The organism is Chlamydiifrater phoenicopteri (assembly GCF_902807005.1).
Classification (GTDB): Bacteria; Chlamydiota; Chlamydiia; order Chlamydiales; family Chlamydiaceae; genus Chlamydiifrater; species Chlamydiifrater phoenicopteri.
Genome location: NZ_LR777658.1, coordinates 817,635 through 836,579, shown reverse-complemented (window position 1 = coordinate 836,579; position 18,945 = coordinate 817,635). Strand labels below are relative to the sequence as shown.

Below are 18,945 nucleotides of genomic sequence, written 5' to 3'. Positions count from 1 at the left end.
GCTTATGAGTAGACAAGACAAGACTACCGCTATAGACTCTCCTTTTAAAGCTTTTATTCGCGCGTATAAGAAGAATTTTTTAGCATCAATCGCTTTTAAGGTTTTTTTAGTGATCGCCTTAATAGGCGTTTATGCCCCACTTTTTGCCTCAGGAAAGCCCGTTCTTGTTTACTGGAACGGGAAGTACTACTGGCCACTTTTTCGTTATTTGTGGTTCAAGGGCTACTACACAAAATCTATAGATATTTTCTTTAATGTTCTGATGCTTTCTTTGCCCTTTTTTATTCTTTCTTGGAAGTTGTTAAAGGGAAAGATTCGAGGGGTTGTAGTGGGCTTGTTTGCGATACTTCATCTTGCTGTATTTTCTATTGTAGATGCAGGGTATGTTAAAGACCCCACAGGGGATGAACAGTTGAGATTATTAAGATCGACAGAACTGTGTGCACAAAAAGAAGATGAAGATCAAGAAGCTCTGGTTATAGTCCCTAAGGATTCGCGTACCTGGGATTATGAAAAAAGTTTCATGAGTACATATGAAAAGTTAGGTTTGTTGATTAGATCTTTATACCGAGTTCGACAGGATGCTGCCTTACAAAAACATTGCGTGGCTTTTGAAGGGAGAACAGGGAAAAAGATGCCCACGCTGAGACAAATGGAACTTTACAATGAAGAAACATGTTTGGAACGTTTAAACAGCAGGTTAGATAAATTAAAGCCAGCCTATGAAATTGCATGTTCCGAATGGGAGACTGCTGTCAATGATTTTCGTCCTTACTTAATGGAATTATCGAAAACTCAGCATGATATGAATATAGCTCTCTATAGACATGAGGGAGACTTTCATCAATTGCAGTCAGAATACTTAAAAGTTTCTGAGCAGTCTTCAGCAACACAGAAGAAATTGATTTCTGTAAGGAAGGTATTGGAGGATTACGGCAAGCTTCAGGGGGGCATCAATTTTATCAAGAACAAGAGGCAGTGGATAGAAGAAGAGTCCAGTCGTTTAAAGATTCTGATAAGTCCTTTGTTTTCTGTTTTCCATTGGGAAGAAGATGCCGGCGGATCCAGAGAGATGAACAAAATTGTCTCTTGGTGGCAACTGTCTCGTATCAATCAGAAAGATTTATTGTCTTCACTGATTTTTGGTGTACGAATAGCTCTTACCGTTGGAGGTGTAGGAGTTTTTCTCGCCCTCTGCATAGGCGTCCCCATAGGTCTCATTTCTGGGTATTTTGGTGGTAGAGTAGATCTTTTCCTATCCCGGTTTACTGAAATATGGGAGACCATGCCGGTCTTGTTTATTCTGCTTCTTGTGGTGTCTATTTTGGGTGTAAAGTCTTTATTCTTAGATACCGTGATCCTGGGTTTATTTGGTTGGGCTAGTATCAGTCGTTACGTTCGGATGGAAACGTTAAGACAGAGAGAGCTTCCTTATGTATTGTGTGCTAAGAGCATGGGTTGCAGTCGTTTGCATATCATGTTTGGTCAGATTTTGCCTAATGCAATTTTTCCTGTAATTTCTCTTCTACCTTTTTCTATGATGTCTATGATTAGCTGTGAGGCTGGGTTAACATTTTTAGGCTTAGGGGAGGAAACTTCAGCTTCTTGGGGAGCTCTCATGAGGGAGGGTGTAACGGCCTTTCCCGCAGAAAGCCGAGTGCTATGGCCTCCAGCTGTAATGTTAACGTTGTTGTTAGTTATCATAGCTCTCATCGGAGATGGAGTACGAGATGCTTTAGACCCAAGACTTAGGGATTAGTGAGCTTTGTGGTTTGTTCAAAAAGTAGAAGATCTTTGTAAAACTCCTTTATTTTTTCAGGATAGTTATCTCTTCGAACCCGGTGGCAGGGAATAAATAAAAGTAAGGGATTTGTGTTGCATATTGTATCAATTTCCTCTGTGTCTACGTTGGCTTGTTTTGCTAGTTCTTTAGAAGAAAGAGCTTCCCCAAACGGGATGGTGCAGATTAAATCAAAGATCAATCTTTGAATGGGCGTTAATGGAGTTTTTTTGAAGCATCTTGGAAGATCTTGAGACGTCTTATTAGAATAACTGATCAGCCAGTTAACCGTTTCAATCATGGGCTGGTGCGCTGAAGAGCCTAAGAAAAGGCAGTCAAACAGGGGAGATCTCGCAAGGAAACTTTGGATAGGGACGTGCTTGTCAAAACGGACCACCACTCGGAGAGAAGGGAAGGAAGACATCACCAACCCCTGAGAGCAGGTTTGGAATAATATTTTCTTTGTTTGCTTCGAAACAAGTTCCAATTTCGAAGGAGAAGAAAACATTGCTATCCTGCTAAATTATTTAGCCTTTCAAACTTAGCTTTTGTCACAACTTTCCCGTGGTGATACCACTCTTTTTTGGAAATATCGCCTGCGTATATTTTTCTTACCCCATGTAGGTTATTATTTTTCCAAGAAACTTCTTCCGCTATAGCTTCGTTTTCGTTATAGCGAAGTTCTAGTCCTTCTTTAGATCCTTTTACATAAGAAATTTCCGCAACTTTGCATCCATTTTTGAAAACAGTAGTCATGCCGTCTTGGTATCCGTAACGCCATTCTTCTATAGTGTTAGGAATGCCTCCGATTAAGTATGTTAGACGCAATCCGTGAGGGTAGCCGTTAACATAGTGTACGATAGATTCTGGATCTCTGTTGGAGTAAAAAGTAATGCGTTTGATCATTTCTCCATCACGGAAAATTTCTTCTGTCAGTAAAGCATTATCAGGAGAAAACGAGGAACGGACACCAGACCCTTGAGAAATAGTGGAAGTATACTTTCCATTCCTTGATGAATAGAAACCCTCGACAATTTTTCCTCCGGAGACCGTTTCAATAAAATAAGGGGTAGAGACTGTATCTGCTTCGTTCCCTTCAGACCAAAGGGACGTTACATGGGCTCCATCGTCTTTAAAAACTTCTTCTCGAGCAGGCAACCCGTTAACGAAAAATGTTTTTATAGACAGGAGGCGCCCCATGTCATAAGTTTTCACTTGGGCTATAGTTTCACTGTGAGGGAACGTAGCGGTAACTTCTCCGTGATAAGAACCCGAAGAGAATACTTCATGAATAACAGAACCATCTTTTAAAACTTTAGTGACAGTTCCATCTTTACCTCTTCTAACCCATTCCTGCTTTGAGACAATGATTCCATAGTTATTGCGGTAAGTTTCTTTCATAATTAAAGAATCCTTAGGTGCTCCAAAAGCTGATAGAGAGGAGAGAGGCAAACTAAGTAACAAAATGAGTAGTAAACGCATAATCATCTAAATTTTATAAAGTTATTCTCTTTCGAGTTGTTGGTGCAACGAAGTGATTAATAAATTATATTCTTCATCGACTTCTTGATTAGACAATGTTTTTGTATTTCCTCGGAAGGTTAATCGCAAGGAAATATTTCTAACGTTGCTATCAATACTCTTACTATCACGGTATATACTGACGACCGTGACACTTTCAAGCCATTTAGAGTTTAGAGACAAAAGTTTTTTCACCAAAGTAGACGAAGGGATTTTATCTGGAACGGGCAAAGTAACATCTCTAAACGATGAAGGGAAAGGAGAAACAGGTTTGTAAGAAACATGTTCTTTGGGAAGTAGTTTTAGAAGTTTATCTAAGAAAATTTCGGCAAAAAGTACCGGCTGAGAGATGCCTGCTTTTCTTAAATACTTGGGATGCACGGAACCAATAATTCCTAAATCCGTTTTTTTTACTCTTAACAAGCCTTGTTGGAATGGATGAAAAAGGGGTGAGTCAGAAGGGTCTACATCTAGTGGAATACTTATACCTAAATCGCAGAGAAGTTTTTCTATCAAGCCCTTTATTGAGAAAAAGGATAGTTTTTTGTCGGTAGGCATCCAAGAGTTAGGGGAAGGTTCTCCTCCTAGTATGAGTCCTAGAACTTCTTTTTCTTGGTAACGCTCATTGATTTTATCATAAACTTTTCCAATTTCGAATCCCCTGAAGGAGTTGTGCCGGCGATTAAAAGCGTTTGCAGCACAGGATAACAGGCCAGGGAACAAAGAAGGTCTTAATAATAAAGAGCTTTTTGATCCAGAGAGATGAATGTTAGATTCTGTTTTTGGATAGAGTTCCGCGGAGGCTGGTGCTAATAGGTCTTCTGTGTAAAATTCCAGCAGACCAAATCCTGTTAAGGAGTGAACAAGTTGACGATTTAAAGAGTAGAGAGGGGGGTAGGCTTCGCGTACTTTAGAGGTGGCGACAGAGCTTTGGGTGTGCGCGATAGAGTGAAAACCTACAGCACGAAAAAGTTCTTCAATGAGGTCTGTTTCTGTTGTGATGTCGTGACGGTAGGAAGGGACTTCGACAACTATTCTATCTTCCTCTTTCTTAACGACCTGGAATCCAAGGCGTTCGAGTCTCAAACAACATTCTTTTTGATCTAGAGAGGTGCCTAGTAAACGATTGACTTGAAATGTTCGTAGATAGACAAATTTTGCTTCGTAAGGAGAATTTTCCAACACATAGACATGCTTCACTTTAGCTTGAGGGAAGATATCTAGGATAAGATGAATGGCGGCATAAAGTGCTGGTAGAACGTTCTTTGGATCGACGCCTCTAGAAAACCTGTAACTGGCTTCTGTCTGTAGTCCTGTTAAAGATATAGACTTACTAATTGTTTGCGGAGAGAAGTAGGCGGCTTCGAGAACTATAGACTCTGTGGAGTCCTGAATAGACGAGGATTTGCAACCGATCACACCGGCAATGGCAAGAGTTTTTTCCTTATCCTTAATGACGAGCGTAGATTCAGGCAAAAGAAGTTCTTCATTTTGTAATGTGGTTATGCTTTGAGAAGAATTTAGTTTGGAAACAGACAAAGAGTCGGTATCAACGAATCTTCGATCGTAAGCATGTAACGGTTGGCCCAACCCAAGCATAATGTAGTTAGTGATATCTACAATTGCATTGGTGGGCTTTTGTCCTAATTTTGTTAGTGTTTCTTGAAGTCCTTTTGGGGAGGGGATATTGGCTATACCTGTGATTTCTGCAAAGGCGAAGAGAGGGCAAGCGTCCTCATCTGCTCGGTCAAAAGAGGGGCATAGTAAGGTAGGGAAGGGAGAGAAATTCCATTCTTGGGGAGTTATTAAAGTTTTTCCTAGAGCGAAGGCTATTTCTCTAGCAACTCCTAGCAGGGAGGCACAGTGTCCTAAATTAGGAGTGAGAGATAATTCAAGACTTACGCTGCCCAAGATAATAGAAAGATCTTCTCCTAATGGGGTATCGCTGGGCAGTTCTAAAATTCCTTCAGAAGAATTTTCTGCAGCGATACCTAGTTCCTCTGTGGAACAACACATGCCAAAGGATTCTACTCCGCGAATTTTAGATTTTTTTATTTTGTAGGTAGCTCCTTCAGAAGAGGTCAAAGTAGCGCCAACTTTTGCGAAAGCTGTAATTATACCCTCACGGCAATTAGAAGCCCCACATACAACCTGGGTAAGAGATTCTCCATCACTAACTGTGGCCACCCGCAATTTTTCTGCATCAGGATGTGGACGGACCTCTAGAATTTTGACGGCAACAACATCGGAGAAGGATTTTTCTTTGCTTTCTGATATGGTGGCTTCTATACCGATGATGTCGCAGGCTCGCAGGATTTCTTTTAAAGAGATGGGAGAGCTGAAGTAGCGTTGTAATGCCTGTAAAGGGATGAGCATAGCTTGCAAACGTTTTTGATAGGAGATTTTACGAGAGAGAATGTATAGTGGCAAGAGTTTTAATGGTTCTGCGCGGCAGGACGGGAGATCTTGTTGAAGAATGAGCAAAGTAGGGCAAGGGAAATGGTTATTACAATCTTTGGTTCTCAGCATAGCTCTGAATATCGTTTCGCTATTTCTTCTATATTCGGCGGTTTTTCACAAAGACATTTACAAGTTAAATTTGTTTAATGGTCCTATGGTAGCCAAGACTAGGTCTTCGGCTGCATTCCCAGATAATTTTATAGAAATTTTGACCGCTCTTTCTCTAAAGGATTTGTTCACTTTGTTAGATTCTGAGGGTACTGTTCACGGAAGACCTCTGAAACAATTTGCTCTTGGAGCGGCAGTTTCTTTCCATCATTTTGACATAGTCAAGGCTATAGAGAAGCCTGTTTCTATGGTTGAATTGGAAGAGAGAGGAAAAAAGATTCTTGTTCCAGAGGGGCTAAAGGAATTGGAATATGATTTAGCAAAGAAATTTTTTTTAGGGGAACAGTATCCCTATACCTCTAGGGGGTTATTTGTACAGCTAAATCAGGGGCTTCGAACAGGGGACGTTTCTGAAGATCTGATAGTAGCTTTCTGTTCCACTCCAGAATTTCTTTATTTTCGAACCTTGCTTGTGGGAGCAGAGGAGAAAGTGTCTTCGTTAGCATCCTTAGTTCGGATGGTAATTTTGGGCGGAGAAGAGGTGTTTTTTTCTTTATGCTCAGAAAAGGCTCGTGCAACATTGGTTTCTGATGCAGCTCGTCGGCAATGTTTGTCTACGTACCTTAGAGCAGAGTTCCCTTTAGCTTCATTGCTTTTCTTGGTTCACGACGTTGATTATGTCATGCATACCTTTTCTGATGAAAAGCTAATAAAATTCCTTCGAATATTGCCTATGGAATCTCATTATGCAAAAGATTTTTGTCATCAGATTCTTGTTTCGCCGCGCTCGCTAGAAGTAAAAAATGTAGCCAGGATGCAACTTTCACAAAAAAACGGGGACGGAAGAAGTTTAAAAGAAAGAGAGCCATTAGAAAAAGGGCAGGACTACCTGGTCAAGGAAGGAGATTCTTTATGGTCTGTAGCGAAGAAATTTGGTATAGGAGTAGAAGCTCTATCCCGAGCCAATGGAATGAAAACGGACAAAATTTTACCCGGAACTCGACTGAAAATTCCCTGTAAACGCGAGTCATAGAGGGGGTTCTTGTTGCAGAGCCTCCTCCACAGAAGTTCCTGGGAGAAAGTCTGGTCCCCCCGGATGCCATCCGCAGCATTTCACAATCCGGCAAGAGATGAGCCATAAAGCTTTTCTTGTTTTGTAATGATGAAGGGCTTGTAGAGCGTAAAAGGAGCAGGAAGGGAAAAAACGGCAAGATTGTCCGAAGAATGGAGAAAGAAATAGACGATAGGCCTTTATTGTGGTTGTTAAAAACTTTTTCATTTAGATGACATTAAAAACATCTTTCAACAGGGCTACTGATAGTTCTAACATAATTAGGCATATGATCGTCCATTCTAAAGACGAAGAATGTTGGTGGTTCAACTGATCGTTTAAAATTTCTAATAAATCTCCCAGAACGGTTAACCTATGATTGAGAACGTTGATACGGGATTCAATATCTAGGCAAAGAAAAACGTCTCGGTAAATGGGTTGAGTTTCTGGGTGTTCCCAGAAAAAATCTGGTTCGTCAAGGATATCAGAATGTAAGTTTACGGAAGCCTTTTCTAAAAACAGTTGGCCTATTCTTTTCCCTATCGTTCTTCTGGACATGCGGATATGTCCTTTGGTAGCCAAGTCTTTAGGGAGTCTTTTAGAATTTTCGATGGTTTTGTAAATAGTTTCTTCAAAAATCGTTAACTTGACGGATTGGGCTAATCCAAAAGAAATAGCTAACTTAGTGTTAACAGAAGAGTCAGACAAGACTAACTTGTCTCTTCGTATTAGTAATTTTTCTCCGTAATCAAAATTATATTTGTCGATCTCAGGGTGTTTGATGACTTCTTGGGAAGCTGGAGCCAACGTTTGTAACAGGCGAATTTCATCTTGTTCATTCCACCCCCAAAAAACAGTAGTTCCGTAAGAGAAGAAAACCGCAATCATATCAGGATTCTCATTAGAGATTACTAACACATACTCTCTTGAGAGGGTCGTGGTGTAATGCGCTTTTAATAGGTGGAAAAGAACATGTAGATTGTACGCAGAAGCGGTACAATAAGCTGTGCAACGCATGGTGGTTTATAAAATTTTTTACCCCCAATGTACCTGATTTCTTTATCTTCGGAAATGTTTTTTTTCTTGTTCAAAACAGGTAAAGCTTTGTAAGCTTTCTTCCTATCTAAATAGGGCCCTTTCTTTGCGGGAGTGGCGGAATTGGTATACGCGCTGTCTTGAGGTGGCAGTGGAGCAATCCTTAGGGGTTCGAGTCCCCTCTCTCGCATGGTTCCGTTTAATTTTTGTCGTTGCCAAATAACAGTACGTCTTGAGATGGTAGGCTTTTGGAATGTCTCAGGAGTCGTCTAGGAATGCAGCAACTCTTCTTTAAGTTTTTCAGGCTTTCGTTTTGTATTTTTCTTTCCGTCTCCTTATCGATATCTTTAAGTGTCGAGGCTCTTGATGGTGCTTCGGTTAGGAACGGCTTGGATACAGGGACTTTTAGAACAGCAAAAAACTTCTCTTATGGGGAAGAAGAGCTTCACATAGAGCGTTTTGATTTTTCAAAAAAATACCCAGAATTGCAAGACATAGAGATCGATGCAAAGAGAAATAAGAGAGTTTTTTTAGATTGTTCCGGTCAATTTCCTCTTTTAAAAACGATCTCTTATGAAGGAACTTTCGGAGTATTGAATGGGACTTTTACTGGAAACTATGAATCTTTAGATTATGTATCCATTTGTTGTACTTCATGTAAGATTAATTTGACATTCGATGGTACTTGGAGAAAAAATGCCTATGTCAATATTTGTAATCGTTCGGAAGCTATTTGCTTACGATTGCCCAAAACTATTGGCGTTATCATTCAAACGCATACGTCATTTGGAGGAAAGGTAAACATTTCCCCAGAGTATTTTCAAACGAAGAAGGGATTACGAAATAAATCTTTTCGTAATGAGTTAGCTGGAAGCGTTCCAACAATAACTTTTGACATTCAAACTGGTGATGGGGGAAGCATCACAGTGTTGTGATTAATCTTCTATGATAGTGTTAAAGAGTTTTGAAATAGAATCTTTTAGACATACGTTGAAATTTGCAAGCTCCTCTAAATTAGAGAATTTTTTACTAGATATTAAAGCCAGAAGAAAACGTTCTTCATCTCGAGAAAAAGGAATGCTACCGGCGGGGCTGTGTTCTGCACAAAACCGGTACCCTTTGTAGCGGTGCACAGTATCCGTTAAGTGTTTCTTGCAGTCTCGGCAATAAGGACTATCAGCCAGGATTCCTTCGTATTTCATAAGTTTTAGTAGAAAAGCTGATGCCAAAGTTTGTGGATATTTCACCTTAGGTATTCGATGAAGGAGATTTGCAAATAAGACATATAAATCTTTAGACGGCTTTTCCTTCCATTGGGTGGAAAGAATTGCTTCGATCATTTTCCCTGACGCCATTAAAGCATTGTAATTTGTTTTGATTTCTAAGTAAGGATTAATAATTTCCGCTTCAGTAAAGCGCCTCATTTTTGGAGGGTGATGAGTGAAGGTGTAGTAGGCATGAGTAATAGGAAGCAGCGTTTCTCTTTCAGTGAAATTAGGCGACAAGCCACTCTTTGCGAATACCGAGATAAGTCCCGAAGGAGTGAATATAGTGACTGTACAACTCTGTTTTTCTAAAGGAACAGTTTTAAGAGAAATTCCTGGGATTCTTATGAGCATGGGGAATAGATTTTTTGTGGTCGTTTTTTGAGTTAAAATAGTAATTCATTAAGTCCGTAAACGACGGCAGTCCTTCGGAGAATTCAAAGGTTTGGGTTTCTGCATTAAAAAAACCTGTCAGATGTTGTTTTGATGAAGTTAATGCTATGCAAGGTGCTCCGATGAAAGCATTATACCCTAGGGCCTGAAAAACCGTTTTCTGATTTAAAACTTTTGACTTGCACTCGACTAATAGTAAAGGTTCAAATGGGGGACAAGACTGTTTTCTCCCTTGATAAGTATAAAATTTAGGTGTAACGACGAGGATGTCCATGCGTCTGTGAGGGAGTTTAAGATTGTGATTCTTAGTAAAAAGAACGGACAAGGAGCGTAATTCCTTCTCCAAGATAAGAAGATTTTTGGGGTATCCTAACTTTGTAGTGAGGAGGTGGACTACTTTTTGTCTTACGATCTCTTCGGGTCTTGAGGACTCTCCTTTCGAGCTAATAAATTTTTTTTCTGTAGAAGATGCTTCGAGAGGAGTTTTTTTTAAGGGCATAGTAACCAATTCAAGGTATCATAGGAAGTAGGGCGCTAGAAGTCCTAACGATCGTACTGTTTCTACAATGGTGTATTTTCCATTATGCTTGTTAAACAAATTTTGGACAGCAAAACAAGATTTTGTATTGATTTCGATATCGAAAGGAACGCACCGAAGAGGGCTCGAACCTCTAACCACCTGGTCCGAAGCCAGGTACTCTATCCAATTGAGCTATCGGTGCCTAAAAGAAAAGTCTTCGGAAGCAGTTTAATCAAAGAAATGGAGAAACTCAAGAAAAACTCCTAAAAATCACTAGTTTAACGATAAGCTTTCGAGAAGAATGGTTTCGGTGTTCTCTAGGATAACGGCACGTTCGATCACGTTGGAAAGTTCTCGGACATTTCCTGGCCAATGGTAATCTAGTAAAGATTCTTTTGATTCTGAGGATAAGGCTTTAATCTTTTTCCCGTTCATTTTGCAGAATTTATTTAGAAAAAAATTTGTTAAAGGCATGATGTCCGCTTTCCGCTCTCTCAGAGGAGGAATGTGAATGGAGACAACATTGAGTCGGTAATATAAGTCTTTTCTAAAGGATTTATCCTCTAAAGCTTCCCGTAAATTTCTATTGGAAGTTGCTAAGATGCGTACATCGACAGAAATAGTCTTCGTACCTCCCAAATGTTCAAATTCTCTTTCTTGAATCGCGCGTAATAACTTAGGTTGTAAGTTAATGGGAACTTCTGTGATTTCATCTAGGAGTAAAGTCCCTTTGTTAGCAAGTTCAAAGCGCCCAGCTTTTTTAATAGTAGCTCCTGTGAAAGCTCCTTTTTCATGACCAAAGAATTCTGATTCCATCAAGGGTTCAGGAATAGCAGCACAATTTACTTTAATGTATGGGCCTTGTGATCTAAGTGAGTTATTATGAATATATTGGGAAATAACTTCTTTGCCACAACCAGATTCTCCGTGAACAAAGACATTCGCATTCGTCCTAGCAATTTTTTTTGCTTGCAGAAGGAGGTTTTTCATTTCTAGACTCTCAGCTATTAGAGGATATTCAGAGTTACTAGAAGCCTCCGACTTAAAGAAGGAGTTTTGAGATAGAAGAGCTTTATGTTCTTTAGCCTTATCTATATATGCTAGCAAAGCTTCTGAAGAAAAGGGTTTGGTGAGGTAGTTAAAAGCGCCTTTTTGCATGGCTTCTACAGCGTTTTCAATGGTGCCGAAAGCTGTTATGACGAGAACTGGGGTCTCTGGGGAATATTTTTGAGCTTCAGAAAGGACGTCAAGGCCTGAGCCATCAGGCATATTCATGTCAGAAATAATGAGATCAAAAAAGTTTTTGCGAATAAGAGAACGAGCTTCCTTAGTATTTGTTGCGGTAGTTGCTGCATAGCCCCTAGATTCTAAAAGTTCTTGAAGGAAAGCTCTGAGAATAGGTTCATCATCAACAATAAGAATAGATTCTATAATCATTTGTTTGCGTCTTAAGGTATTTTTATGACAAAGGATGTAACATCGTTGACAGAGGAGACGGTAATTTCTCCTCCGTGCATATTCATAACTTTTTTCGCTTCGGGAAGACCTAGCCCATTGCCGGAAGCTTTTGTTGTGAAGAAAGGAGTAAAAAGGTTTTTAAAGATTTCCGAAGGGATCGTCTCTCCTTGGTTTGTTACCGAAATATCCCCATTTTCTTCTAAGCACAGAACGACGGAAGTTCCGGGGTAAGCGGCTTCACAAGCATTTTTTACGAGATTCCAGAGAACAGATTTTATTCTATCTGGGTCCATGGATTTGATTATGGAATCTTTTGCCTTTATTTCTTGCTTATAAGAAGGAAAGGTTGAAGTTAGAAGAGGTTCTAGAGAAGTGATAAAGTCTATAAGATTTGTTGCTTTTAAGTTTAATGGATTGGGTCGAGTATACTCAAGAATAGAGGATACTAAGGAGTTTAAAGAACGTGTACCGTCGACAATGGATTGCGCCATGCGTTTATGTCTAGGAGAAGAAAGCTCTTCTTTTAGAAGAGATGCGAAGCCTTCAATACCTGTTAAAGGGTTTCGAATTTCATGGGCTAAGGTTGCCGCTAATCGGCCGATTTCTGATATGTTTTTGTAGCGTTCTAAAGCGTTTTCTAGCTGTTTATACATAGATCTATCTCTGATCATGATGAAGAGATAAGGAGAATCATCAAGATCGTTGCCTCCACATCTTCGAACAAAAACTTCCAAATCTTTCGATAACCCTCCTTCCTCCAGGTTAAGAGCTACAGTTTTAGGGGTAGGAAGATTTTTTAACGCTTCAGAGACAGAAAACCCGAGAAAGGCATCAGGGAAAACATCAAAGAATGACTGATGTAGCAAGGGGTAATTTTCTGGGAAGCCTAAAATAGTTTTTGCTTCAGTATTGCAGACTGTTATGGATCCATTTTGCGCTATTAAAAAAATACCATCGGGGATAGAGGAAAGAATATACTCAGTTTCTCGAGACGATTTTTTTAGTCTAGAGACTATTGCGCTCAACTCAGAGCTAATTTTTTTAGCTGAAGAAGGAAGCTGTTTTTGTGATGCAGGTATATAAGAATGAGAACAGGTTTTTGTGGAATGGATATTATCGCTCATAGGTCGATGCTCAGTCTTCTTTGGGTGTAATGAGTTTCATCCAGAGATAAGACCTTTTCTATTAATAGACGAATCTCTGTCAGCTCTTTATAGATCTCTATAGAAGGAGCTTCTTTAAGGTAACTTTGGAAAGGTTCTAACTTCTCATCGACACGTTTGATACAAGAAAGAAGAATTCTTTTTTGTCGTAAAGATTGTTCCAAGTCTGAGAGCGAGAGAGAACTTTCAACTTCTGTGAGTTTTAATATGGCCGAAAAGAACCCCTTCTTCTTTTTTAGGAGATGTAAGGGGGATTCCTCGTCCATTATGTCAAAAATCTTCTAGAGACCGCTTTTCCCTAGGAAAAACCACCGACTATTTTATGGCAACTTGAAAAAAGCAAGGCAAAACGAAGAACTTTGGGAAAGAAAAAGTAAGGAGTAAAAAAACTGCCGGTGATCGGACTCGAACCAACACCTTATTGCTAAGAGTAGATTTTGAGTCTACCGCGTCTACCATTCCGCCACACCGGCATAAAGAGTATCCAAGGATAGGAAATCGATGATATATAGGCAAGGGCTTTTACCGAAATCTCTAGAGAGGTGCTATGGAGAATGTAAATTTTCGGACTCGTAAAAAGTTTCTATAAAAATTTCAACGCCATTTGCTAGGGGTTCAAAGGAAAAAGCGAGCTCTTTGTTTGTAATTTGATAGGGAGAAAAAGCGAATGTATAATCGGAAGGAGCAGTTCTAGGATACATTTTTTTCAATGATGGCGTTAGTTTCTCTATGAAGAAGATAGCGGAAAGATCATCCTCAAGATTGGACGAAGTTATAGTTAGAGTGGCAGCATTTCCTGATAAATGTTTGGGATTTAGGGGCTCTCCGATAGATTTTTTGAATAAAAAGTGTCGCTTACAAGAATAACCTTCTCTTATGGTTATGGTGTATTCCTTGGAAAAAACCTGGTATAGGATAGCTACAGCTTGAACAAGCCGAGGATTTATAAATTCTCTTCCATTTTTTATAGGGAGTCCATGAGAAAAAAGCCCTTTACAGTCTTGGAAAGGAGGACGATCTAAAATTTGATCTGTTCCCCTACAGTAAAAAGAATGCTTGGTAATGATATGAGAAAAATTGGGTTGCCAAGAGTAGCAAGGGGGTGCCACGGAATAATTCGTTGGGAGAAAAATAACACTAGAATTTTTTTGAGAAGAGACTCTTTCTGCTATGGTGACGCCTTTAAAGTGAGTTCGATTTTGGCAGCTGTTTAAAACGAATGTAGAGGAGATCAGGAGGAAGGATGAGAAACCTTTTACAGCAATCTTGTATAAACTTTTAGTCACGGAGTTCCTCACTGTTTTATCTCTGATTATTAAAGATTTTTTATTTGTTTAACCGTACAAAATATCTTCTAACGAAAGAAATAGTTAGTTAATCTCTCTGAAAACTAACTGTGTGAGAGCGTTTCTTTGGAGTTTTAATTATGAGAGTTCGGGTAGAAAATTATCAGATTTTTTTGTTTGACTTTGATGGATTATTAGTAAACACGGAGCCGTATCATTTTGCTGCGTTCAAGGATGCTTGTCTGGAGTTTGGGTTCGCTCTTTCCATTGATTTTTCTCAATATTACCGGTTGGTATCCGAAGGTAGGCTTTTTTTGAAAAATTTTCTTATAGAATTATTTCCTGAGATAGCTTCATGTTGGGAAGCTCTTTATGAAAAGAAGGAGAGGTTGTACCATAATTTATTAGTAAAAGGCTCCCCTCAGTTAATGCCAGGAGCTGCTAGTCTGATAGAAAGGATTTGTATGGAAGAAAAGACTAGCGTGCTTGTGACAAATTCCTCTGGCCGCTTTGTTGATAAAGTGGCAGAAGAGCACCCAGTGTTACAAAAACTTTCTTTTCGAATAGTGCGCGAAGACTACTCTAGGCCTAAGCCGTATCCGGACGCTTATGAGCTAGCTTATAGTAGGTATGTGTCATCTAATGATCGAGTGGTGGGTTTTGAGGATTCCATTAAAGGCGTGCAAGCACTCTCTTGCATAGACGCAGATATAGTGTGTGTTAACAAAGATCACTCCATAGATAAAACTACTCTTGCTCACAAGAAGGGGGGGAGATTTTATCAGTTGCGCTCTTTAGAGGAGGTAGGTTGAGGCTTTATCTTGGAAGGGGTCTGGGGTATAAAAAACGCGGAATAAAGAAAGACCCTTACTTGGTGCAGTTTCTGGGGCAAGGGATCTGTCTTTCCGGGATAGAAGATCCAAAACAAAATTTGGAGAGTTTTTTCTTTGCCCTATATGTATGAGTGTGCCAACGATATTGCGGACCATTTTATAAAGAAAACCGTTCCCCGTACAACTTATTTCTAAGAGATGTTCGTTGATGAAACGTAGAGATAAGGAGTAAATGGTTCGTATTGTGGATTCATAAGCTCGCCCACTGTTAGCAAAAGCAGAAAAATCGTGCTCTCCAATAAAATAAGAAGCCGCTTGTTGCATGAGCTCTATGTCTAGTTGCACAGGAATATTGTGGACAAAATTGTAGTGCAATGGGGATGTCTTTTTTAAAAATGAGAGGTAGTAGCGGTACTCTTTTTTTTGTGCACTATAGCGAGCGTGAAAGGAAGCGGGGGCCTCTGCTATGGATAGTACGGAGATTTCCTTAGGAAGTACGGCATTTAATGCCAGCAAAAGCTTGGAGGAAGAATGAAAGATTGGAGCCTTGCCTTTAGAAAAATGAGCAACTTGGCCGTGGGCATGCACTCCTGCATCTGTTCTTCCCGACCCTATTACTGTAATTTTCTCTCCTGATATTTGTAGCAACGATTTCTCTAAGGACTCCTGGATAGATAGTTTTTGAGGTTGTTTTTGCCACCCGCAAAACTTTGTTCCGTCGTACTCTAGTCGAATGCAAATTTTGGGTTTTTTAAGTGTCATAGCGTCGACTCAATGAGTTTAAGATCTCGTTGGTAAGTAACTTTTATATTTAGGTTTTCTGTTAACACAAGGTGCACAGGATGATTGAGAATTTCTGCAGCAGAAACATCATCGGTCAAAACCTTGCCAAGTTTTTTTGCCTGCTGCATTCCTGAGAGGAGGATGTCCTTGCGGATGCATTGAGGGGTATGGGTAATGAAAAGTTCTGAACGATCTAGAGTTTGGATTTCTCCGTTCGGTTTACAACGTTTCTTTATAGTGTATTCGGCTGGGGAAGCCAGTGTAGAGGCTCCATAAGTCTGAGCGTGAAGGATAAGTTTGTTCACTTCTTCAGGATAAACTAGGGGGCGAGCTCCGTCATGAATCAGAAGAAGGGGGTGAGAGGCTTTTTGCGCGCCAGAGAGGACAGAGTCTTGTCGTTCTTTGCCTGGGTTAGCAAAGATTACGGGAAAAATATGAAACAGTTCTCGGTATTGATAGGGGCATACCACAATAATTTCTGAGATTAGAGGGATTTTTAGAAAAGTTTTTAGGGAGTGGAAAATAAGTGGTTCCCCTCGAAATAAAGCAAATTGCTTAGGAATAGCGGATTTAAATCGAGCACCCTTGCCTCCGGCAAGGAGTATTAAAGAGACTTGTTTTGTTTGAGTTGTTACTGTTTGCATTCTAAGAAAAGGATTTCAGGTTTTGACCCGAATCGAATTCGCTTAAGACCACCCAATCCGCGGTTGACGTACAAAATTTTATTCTCAGCGAGAAAATGCTTGCCTCGGCAGTATTCTATATTCTGCAGCCCAGAAAGTTTTCGAAAGAACTTTTTCATGATAAACGGAGGGGAAATTTGGGGGCCATGAGTATGTCCGGAGAATATCCATTCTCCTGGGTATTTTTTTAAAAGAGAGATGCTGTCGGGATTGTGGGAGAGAATGAACCCTGGAAAATCTTCTTTGTAGTTAACGAATGCCTCTTTAGGAAGGCATCTTTGGGCAAAATAATCTCCCAAGCCGACAATATTAAGCCCTATGGGTAAGAAAATGGATTCATTATGTAACAAGGTAAAGGGAGTTTCTTTTATTAAAGAAAAAAGTTCCTTATGTGTGGGTACATGGGCAGTGCGTTTTGAGATCTGTTGTTGAGAGGGTTGTTTTTTTAAACAGTTCCATATGGAGGCTGCAGCCCGTTTGATGGCTTGACTTTTTTCCGGAGAGATAATATCGATCAACCCTTTTCCTGTTCCTGAGATGTATTTGGAATAGTCATGATTTCCAAAAATACAGTAGGAACCCAACTTAGCTTCTAGTGAGCACAAGAAGCCCAGAAGTTTGTCTCGATTTTCGATCTGAGACCTGCGAAGGAAATCCCCAGAGAACAGAATAATATCCGGATGCAATCTCCGGACTGTGTTGCTTACTTTTTTCAAGAATTTTTCGGGTATATCTTCCCCGTAATGCAAATCAGAAATTTGAACGACTCTGAGTCCATCTAGCTGAGAGTACTTCTTTGGGAGTTTCCAGATTTCTGAGGTGACTTGGACTAAATTCGGCTCGATGCAAGAAGCCCAGTAAGCAGCGCCTAAGCAAACAGAGACTGTAGGAAAAGCAATCTTAAAAAACATCCGGGAGTTACCATAAGAGCAGGCTCAAAGACTAAGACTGCTCTTACCTTGCAAATACATCTTATAAAGTGACGTTTATTTAACAATATGCGCAGACAAGCGTTTTGTCATCTCAAACATATCGATAGCAGCTGACGTTCCAAAAACTTTCGCTAACTTTTCATCAGGCAAAATATTTCTTTTATTTTTTGGATCTTGGCAGCCCTTGCTCTTTATGTACTCCCAAAGCTTTTTTACGATATCCGTTCTTGGCATAGGGCCATTACCCACAATTGCAGCTAATTCAGCGCTGACTTTTACAGGTTGCATAAAAGCACTGTTCTTATTTTGACTCATCGGTTTCGCTCCTAGTAAATATGTAAGAAAGGTCTTAGCCCTTCGTCGCAAACTTTTTATCTTTAGCCATGGTTTATCGTCAAAGCAAAAAGTCGATATAATTTTATTTCTAGAGGTATTTCGGTGCAATTTAGAAGAATTTTTTCTTTTAGATAAGCTAAAAATATATTGAATCCGCGTAGATTGACTTTATTAATTCCTATTTCTAAAATCGCTCTCTCCTAAGGTGATAGTAGCGTTCTCGAGGTTGGAGTAGTGGATGACAAGCTTTCTAAACAGTTGCAAGTTTTGAGCCAACGACTGGATTCAGTCGGGAGGTCTCTTTGACCCAGAGGAGCTTGCCAAGGAGATAGAGTTAAAAGAAAAGGAAACTCAGGACGGTACTTTTTGGGATAATCCAAGTCGAGCCAAAGACGTTCTTTCTGGACTCGCGGAGAAAAAACGACGGCTAACTTCATTCCAAGAAGCTCAAAGAAAATTTGAATCGGTCAAATTTTTTTTGGAAGATTCAGACTCTATGGATGATGCTGACCTTGTCAGCGAGTTGCAAGCAGAACTAGAAGCTTGTGAGAAACTACTGGCGGAACTAGAAGCTAAGCAGAGGCTTTCTGGAGAAGTTGATGCCAACAACTGTTTTTTAAGTATTAATGCTGGAGCAGGGGGAACAGAAGCTTGCGACTGGGCAGAAATGTTGCTGCGTATGTACGATCGGTGGGCAAACTCTAAGGGGTGGCGGACAGAGGTCTTGGATCGCTTGGACGGAGAGGTTGTGGGTATTAAGAACATTACTCTGAAGATTTGTGGCCCATTTGCTTACGGGTATGCCAAGGCTGAAAGGGGAGTGCATAGGCTAGTTCGCATCTCTCCTTTTGATAGTAATGCTAAACGGCACACAAGCTTTGCTTCCGTAGACGTCTTTCCCGAAATTGATGAAGAGATAGAAATAGAAATCAATCCAGCAGACTTACGTATAGATACTTATAGGTCCTCTGGAGCGGGAGGGCAGCACGTAAATGTTACCGAATCTGCCGTAAGAATTACCCATCTTCCTTCGGGGACCGTTGTGTCCTGTCAAAATGAGAGAAGTCAGCTGCAAAACAGAGAAAGTTGCATGAAAATGCTTCGGGCTAAGTTGTATCGAAAAGTACTTCAAGAGCGGATGGAGAAACAAGCATTGGATAGAAAAGACAAAAAAGAAATCGCTTGGGGATCTCAGATTCGCAACTATGTTTTCCAGCCTTATACACTCGTTAAGGATGTTCGGACGGGGTACGAGGTAGGGAATGTTCGCGCTATGATGGATGGTGAGTTGTTAGATGATTTTATAAATGCGTACTTAACAATGTTTGGAGAATAGCG

At 40.1% G+C, this 18,945-nt stretch carries 20 protein-coding genes and 3 tRNA genes; 6 read left to right on the top strand and 17 right to left on the bottom strand.

What is annotated here, in order from left to right; genetic code table 11:
• Positions 1-4: 4 nt before the first annotated feature.
• Positions 5-1,759 (top strand): ABC transporter permease, encoded by a 1,755-nt coding sequence (locus tag KJA58_RS03495; RefSeq protein WP_213358067.1) that lies wholly within the window; start codon positions 5-7, stop codon positions 1,757-1,759.
• Here KJA58_RS03495 and KJA58_RS03490 read toward each other — a convergent pair.
• The 3 genes from KJA58_RS03490 to pheT are packed head-to-tail and all read right to left on the bottom strand — an operon-like array spanning position 1,749 to position 5,830.
• A complete protein-coding gene (locus KJA58_RS03490; RefSeq protein ID WP_213358066.1) occupies positions 1,749-2,288 on the bottom strand; it encodes an MGMT family protein in 540 nt (179 codons plus the stop codon). The two genes, KJA58_RS03495 and KJA58_RS03490, sit on opposite strands and share 11 nt — an antisense overlap.
• 2 nt (positions 2,289-2,290) lie before the next feature.
• Complete coding sequence (locus KJA58_RS03485; RefSeq protein ID WP_213358378.1) at positions 2,291-3,262, bottom strand: toxin-antitoxin system YwqK family antitoxin; 972 nt, start codon at positions 3,260-3,262, stop codon at positions 2,291-2,293.
• Between the two features lie 21 nt (positions 3,263-3,283).
• The gene (gene pheT / locus KJA58_RS03480) at positions 3,284-5,830 is read right to left on the bottom strand and encodes a phenylalanine--tRNA ligase subunit beta (RefSeq protein ID WP_213358065.1); all 2,547 of its coding nucleotides are present in this window, start codon (positions 5,828-5,830) and stop codon (positions 3,284-3,286) included.
• On the opposite strand from pheT, the gene KJA58_RS03475 reads away from it, so the two are divergent.
• Positions 5,778-6,902, top strand: coding sequence for a LysM peptidoglycan-binding domain-containing protein (locus KJA58_RS03475; protein WP_213358064.1), 1,125 nt, complete (start codon positions 5,778-5,780; stop codon positions 6,900-6,902). The two genes, pheT and KJA58_RS03475, sit on opposite strands and share 53 nt — an antisense overlap.
• Here the strand turns inward: KJA58_RS03475 and yidD are convergent.
• Together yidD and KJA58_RS03465 are read right to left on the bottom strand one after the other, a co-directional pair.
• Positions 6,897-7,148, bottom strand: a complete 252-nt coding sequence (yidD, locus tag KJA58_RS03470; protein WP_213358063.1) for a membrane protein insertion efficiency factor YidD — start codon at positions 7,146-7,148, stop codon at positions 6,897-6,899. The two genes, KJA58_RS03475 and yidD, sit on opposite strands and share 6 nt — an antisense overlap.
• Positions 7,149-7,937 carry an RMD1 family protein gene (locus tag KJA58_RS03465; RefSeq protein WP_213358062.1) on the bottom strand — a complete coding sequence of 263 codons (789 nt, stop codon included), beginning with the start codon at positions 7,935-7,937 and terminating at the stop codon, positions 7,149-7,151.
• Positions 7,938-8,063: 126 nt separating this feature from the next.
• On the opposite strand from KJA58_RS03465, the gene KJA58_RS03460 reads away from it, so the two are divergent.
• Positions 8,064-8,145: transfer RNA gene (locus KJA58_RS03460), tRNA-Leu, on the top strand.
• Between the two features lie 85 nt (positions 8,146-8,230).
• On the top strand, positions 8,231-8,890 hold the full coding sequence (locus tag KJA58_RS03455) for a hypothetical protein (RefSeq protein ID WP_213358061.1): 660 nt from the start codon (positions 8,231-8,233) through the stop codon (positions 8,888-8,890).
• Here the strand turns inward: KJA58_RS03455 and recO are convergent, their stop codons facing one another.
• From recO to KJA58_RS03415, 8 genes are all read right to left on the bottom strand, one after another.
• On the bottom strand, positions 8,891-9,574 hold the full coding sequence (recO, locus tag KJA58_RS03450; RefSeq protein ID WP_213358060.1) for a DNA repair protein RecO: 684 nt from the start codon (positions 9,572-9,574) through the stop codon (positions 8,891-8,893).
• Positions 9,543-10,112, bottom strand: a complete 570-nt coding sequence (locus KJA58_RS03445) for a type I restriction enzyme HsdR N-terminal domain-containing protein (protein WP_213358059.1) — start codon at positions 10,110-10,112, stop codon at positions 9,543-9,545. Before KJA58_RS03445 ends, recO begins: the two co-directional genes overlap by 32 nt.
• A 149-nt stretch (positions 10,113-10,261) precedes the next feature.
• Positions 10,262-10,335: transfer RNA gene (locus KJA58_RS03440), tRNA-Arg, on the bottom strand.
• Positions 10,336-10,406: 71 nt separating this feature from the next.
• Positions 10,407-11,570, bottom strand: a complete 1,164-nt coding sequence (locus tag KJA58_RS03435) for a sigma-54-dependent transcriptional regulator (protein ID WP_213358058.1) — start codon at positions 11,568-11,570, stop codon at positions 10,407-10,409.
• An 11-nt stretch (positions 11,571-11,581) separates the two neighbouring features.
• Entirely contained in the window at positions 11,582-12,715 is a 1,134-nt protein-coding gene (locus KJA58_RS03430) for a two-component system sensor histidine kinase NtrB (protein WP_213358057.1), read from the bottom strand.
• A complete protein-coding gene (locus tag KJA58_RS03425) occupies positions 12,712-13,020 on the bottom strand; it encodes a hypothetical protein (protein WP_213358056.1) in 309 nt (102 codons plus the stop codon). The genes KJA58_RS03430 and KJA58_RS03425 overlap by 4 nt, the downstream gene beginning before the upstream one ends.
• A 124-nt stretch (positions 13,021-13,144) precedes the next feature.
• Positions 13,145-13,227, bottom strand: a tRNA-Leu gene (locus tag KJA58_RS03420).
• A gap of 72 nt (positions 13,228-13,299) precedes the next feature.
• Positions 13,300-14,040 carry a hypothetical protein gene (locus tag KJA58_RS03415; protein ID WP_213358055.1) on the bottom strand — a complete coding sequence of 247 codons (741 nt, stop codon included), beginning with the start codon at positions 14,038-14,040 and terminating at the stop codon, positions 13,300-13,302.
• A 140-nt stretch (positions 14,041-14,180) separates the two neighbouring features.
• Here KJA58_RS03415 and KJA58_RS03410 point away from each other — a divergent pair, with 140 nt between their 5' ends.
• Positions 14,181-14,852: an HAD family hydrolase gene (locus tag KJA58_RS03410; protein WP_213358054.1), complete on the top strand. Its 672-nt coding sequence runs from the start codon at positions 14,181-14,183 to the stop codon at positions 14,850-14,852.
• Here the strand turns inward: KJA58_RS03410 and truA are convergent.
• The 4 genes from truA to KJA58_RS03390 form a co-directional block, all read right to left on the bottom strand.
• Positions 14,835-15,635 carry a tRNA pseudouridine(38-40) synthase TruA gene (gene truA / locus KJA58_RS03405; protein ID WP_213358053.1) on the bottom strand — a complete coding sequence of 267 codons (801 nt, stop codon included), beginning with the start codon at positions 15,633-15,635 and terminating at the stop codon, positions 14,835-14,837. The genes KJA58_RS03410 and truA overlap by 18 nt on opposite strands.
• Complete coding sequence (gene ispD, locus KJA58_RS03400) at positions 15,632-16,300, bottom strand: 2-C-methyl-D-erythritol 4-phosphate cytidylyltransferase (protein WP_213358052.1); 669 nt, start codon at positions 16,298-16,300, stop codon at positions 15,632-15,634. Before ispD ends, truA begins: the two co-directional genes overlap by 4 nt.
• Complete coding sequence (lpxG, locus tag KJA58_RS03395; protein ID WP_213358051.1) at positions 16,288-17,250, bottom strand: UDP-2,3-diacylglucosamine diphosphatase LpxG; 963 nt, start codon at positions 17,248-17,250, stop codon at positions 16,288-16,290. Before lpxG ends, ispD begins: the two co-directional genes overlap by 13 nt.
• A gap of 75 nt (positions 17,251-17,325) precedes the next feature.
• Positions 17,326-17,586, bottom strand: a complete 261-nt coding sequence (locus tag KJA58_RS03390; protein WP_213358050.1) for an SWIB/MDM2 domain-containing protein — start codon at positions 17,584-17,586, stop codon at positions 17,326-17,328.
• A 255-nt stretch (positions 17,587-17,841) separates the two neighbouring features.
• On the opposite strand from KJA58_RS03390, the gene prfB reads away from it, so the two are divergent.
• Positions 17,842-18,943, top strand: a protein-coding gene (gene prfB / locus KJA58_RS03385; protein ID WP_213358049.1) for a peptide chain release factor 2 whose coding sequence is annotated in 2 segments (ribosomal slippage) — positions 17,842-17,906 and positions 17,905-18,943 — 1,104 coding nt in all. Because the reading frame shifts where the segments join, the coding sequence is not laid out codon by codon here.
• The last annotated feature ends 2 nt before the right edge of the window (positions 18,944-18,945 follow it).

What these genes read in the sequence shown, in the direction of transcription:
- KJA58_RS03495 (WP_213358067.1), top strand. Translation starts at nt 5, where the DNA reads ATGAGTAGACAAGACAAGACTACCGCTATAGACTCTCCTTTTAAAGCT.
- KJA58_RS03490 (WP_213358066.1), bottom strand. Translation starts at nt 2,288, where the DNA reads ATGTTTTCTTCTCCTTCGAAATTGGAACTTGTTTCGAAGCAAACAAAG.
- KJA58_RS03485 (WP_213358378.1), bottom strand. Translation starts at nt 3,262, where the DNA reads ATGCGTTTACTACTCATTTTGTTACTTAGTTTGCCTCTCTCCTCTCTA.
- KJA58_RS03475 (WP_213358064.1), top strand. Translation starts at nt 5,778, where the DNA reads ATGAGCAAAGTAGGGCAAGGGAAATGGTTATTACAATCTTTGGTTCTC.
- pheT (WP_213358065.1), bottom strand. Translation starts at nt 5,830, where the DNA reads ATGCTGAGAACCAAAGATTGTAATAACCATTTCCCTTGCCCTACTTTG.
- yidD (WP_213358063.1), bottom strand. Translation starts at nt 7,148, where the DNA reads ATGAAAAAGTTTTTAACAACCACAATAAAGGCCTATCGTCTATTTCTT.
- KJA58_RS03465 (WP_213358062.1), bottom strand. Translation starts at nt 7,937, where the DNA reads ATGCGTTGCACAGCTTATTGTACCGCTTCTGCGTACAATCTACATGTT.
- KJA58_RS03455 (WP_213358061.1), top strand. Translation starts at nt 8,231, where the DNA reads ATGCAGCAACTCTTCTTTAAGTTTTTCAGGCTTTCGTTTTGTATTTTT.
- recO (WP_213358060.1), bottom strand. Translation starts at nt 9,574, where the DNA reads ATGCTCATAAGAATCCCAGGAATTTCTCTTAAAACTGTTCCTTTAGAA.
- KJA58_RS03445 (WP_213358059.1), bottom strand. Translation starts at nt 10,112, where the DNA reads ATGCCCTTAAAAAAAACTCCTCTCGAAGCATCTTCTACAGAAAAAAAA.
- KJA58_RS03435 (WP_213358058.1), bottom strand. Translation starts at nt 11,570, where the DNA reads ATGATTATAGAATCTATTCTTATTGTTGATGATGAACCTATTCTCAGA.
- KJA58_RS03430 (WP_213358057.1), bottom strand. Translation starts at nt 12,715, where the DNA reads ATGAGCGATAATATCCATTCCACAAAAACCTGTTCTCATTCTTATATA.
- KJA58_RS03425 (WP_213358056.1), bottom strand. Translation starts at nt 13,020, where the DNA reads ATGGACGAGGAATCCCCCTTACATCTCCTAAAAAAGAAGAAGGGGTTC.
- KJA58_RS03410 (WP_213358054.1), top strand. Translation starts at nt 14,181, where the DNA reads ATGAGAGTTCGGGTAGAAAATTATCAGATTTTTTTGTTTGACTTTGAT.
- truA (WP_213358053.1), bottom strand. Translation starts at nt 15,635, where the DNA reads ATGACACTTAAAAAACCCAAAATTTGCATTCGACTAGAGTACGACGGA.
- ispD (WP_213358052.1), bottom strand. Translation starts at nt 16,300, where the DNA reads ATGCAAACAGTAACAACTCAAACAAAACAAGTCTCTTTAATACTCCTT.
- lpxG (WP_213358051.1), bottom strand. Translation starts at nt 17,250, where the DNA reads ATGTTTTTTAAGATTGCTTTTCCTACAGTCTCTGTTTGCTTAGGCGCT.
- KJA58_RS03390 (WP_213358050.1), bottom strand. Translation starts at nt 17,586, where the DNA reads ATGAGTCAAAATAAGAACAGTGCTTTTATGCAACCTGTAAAAGTCAGC.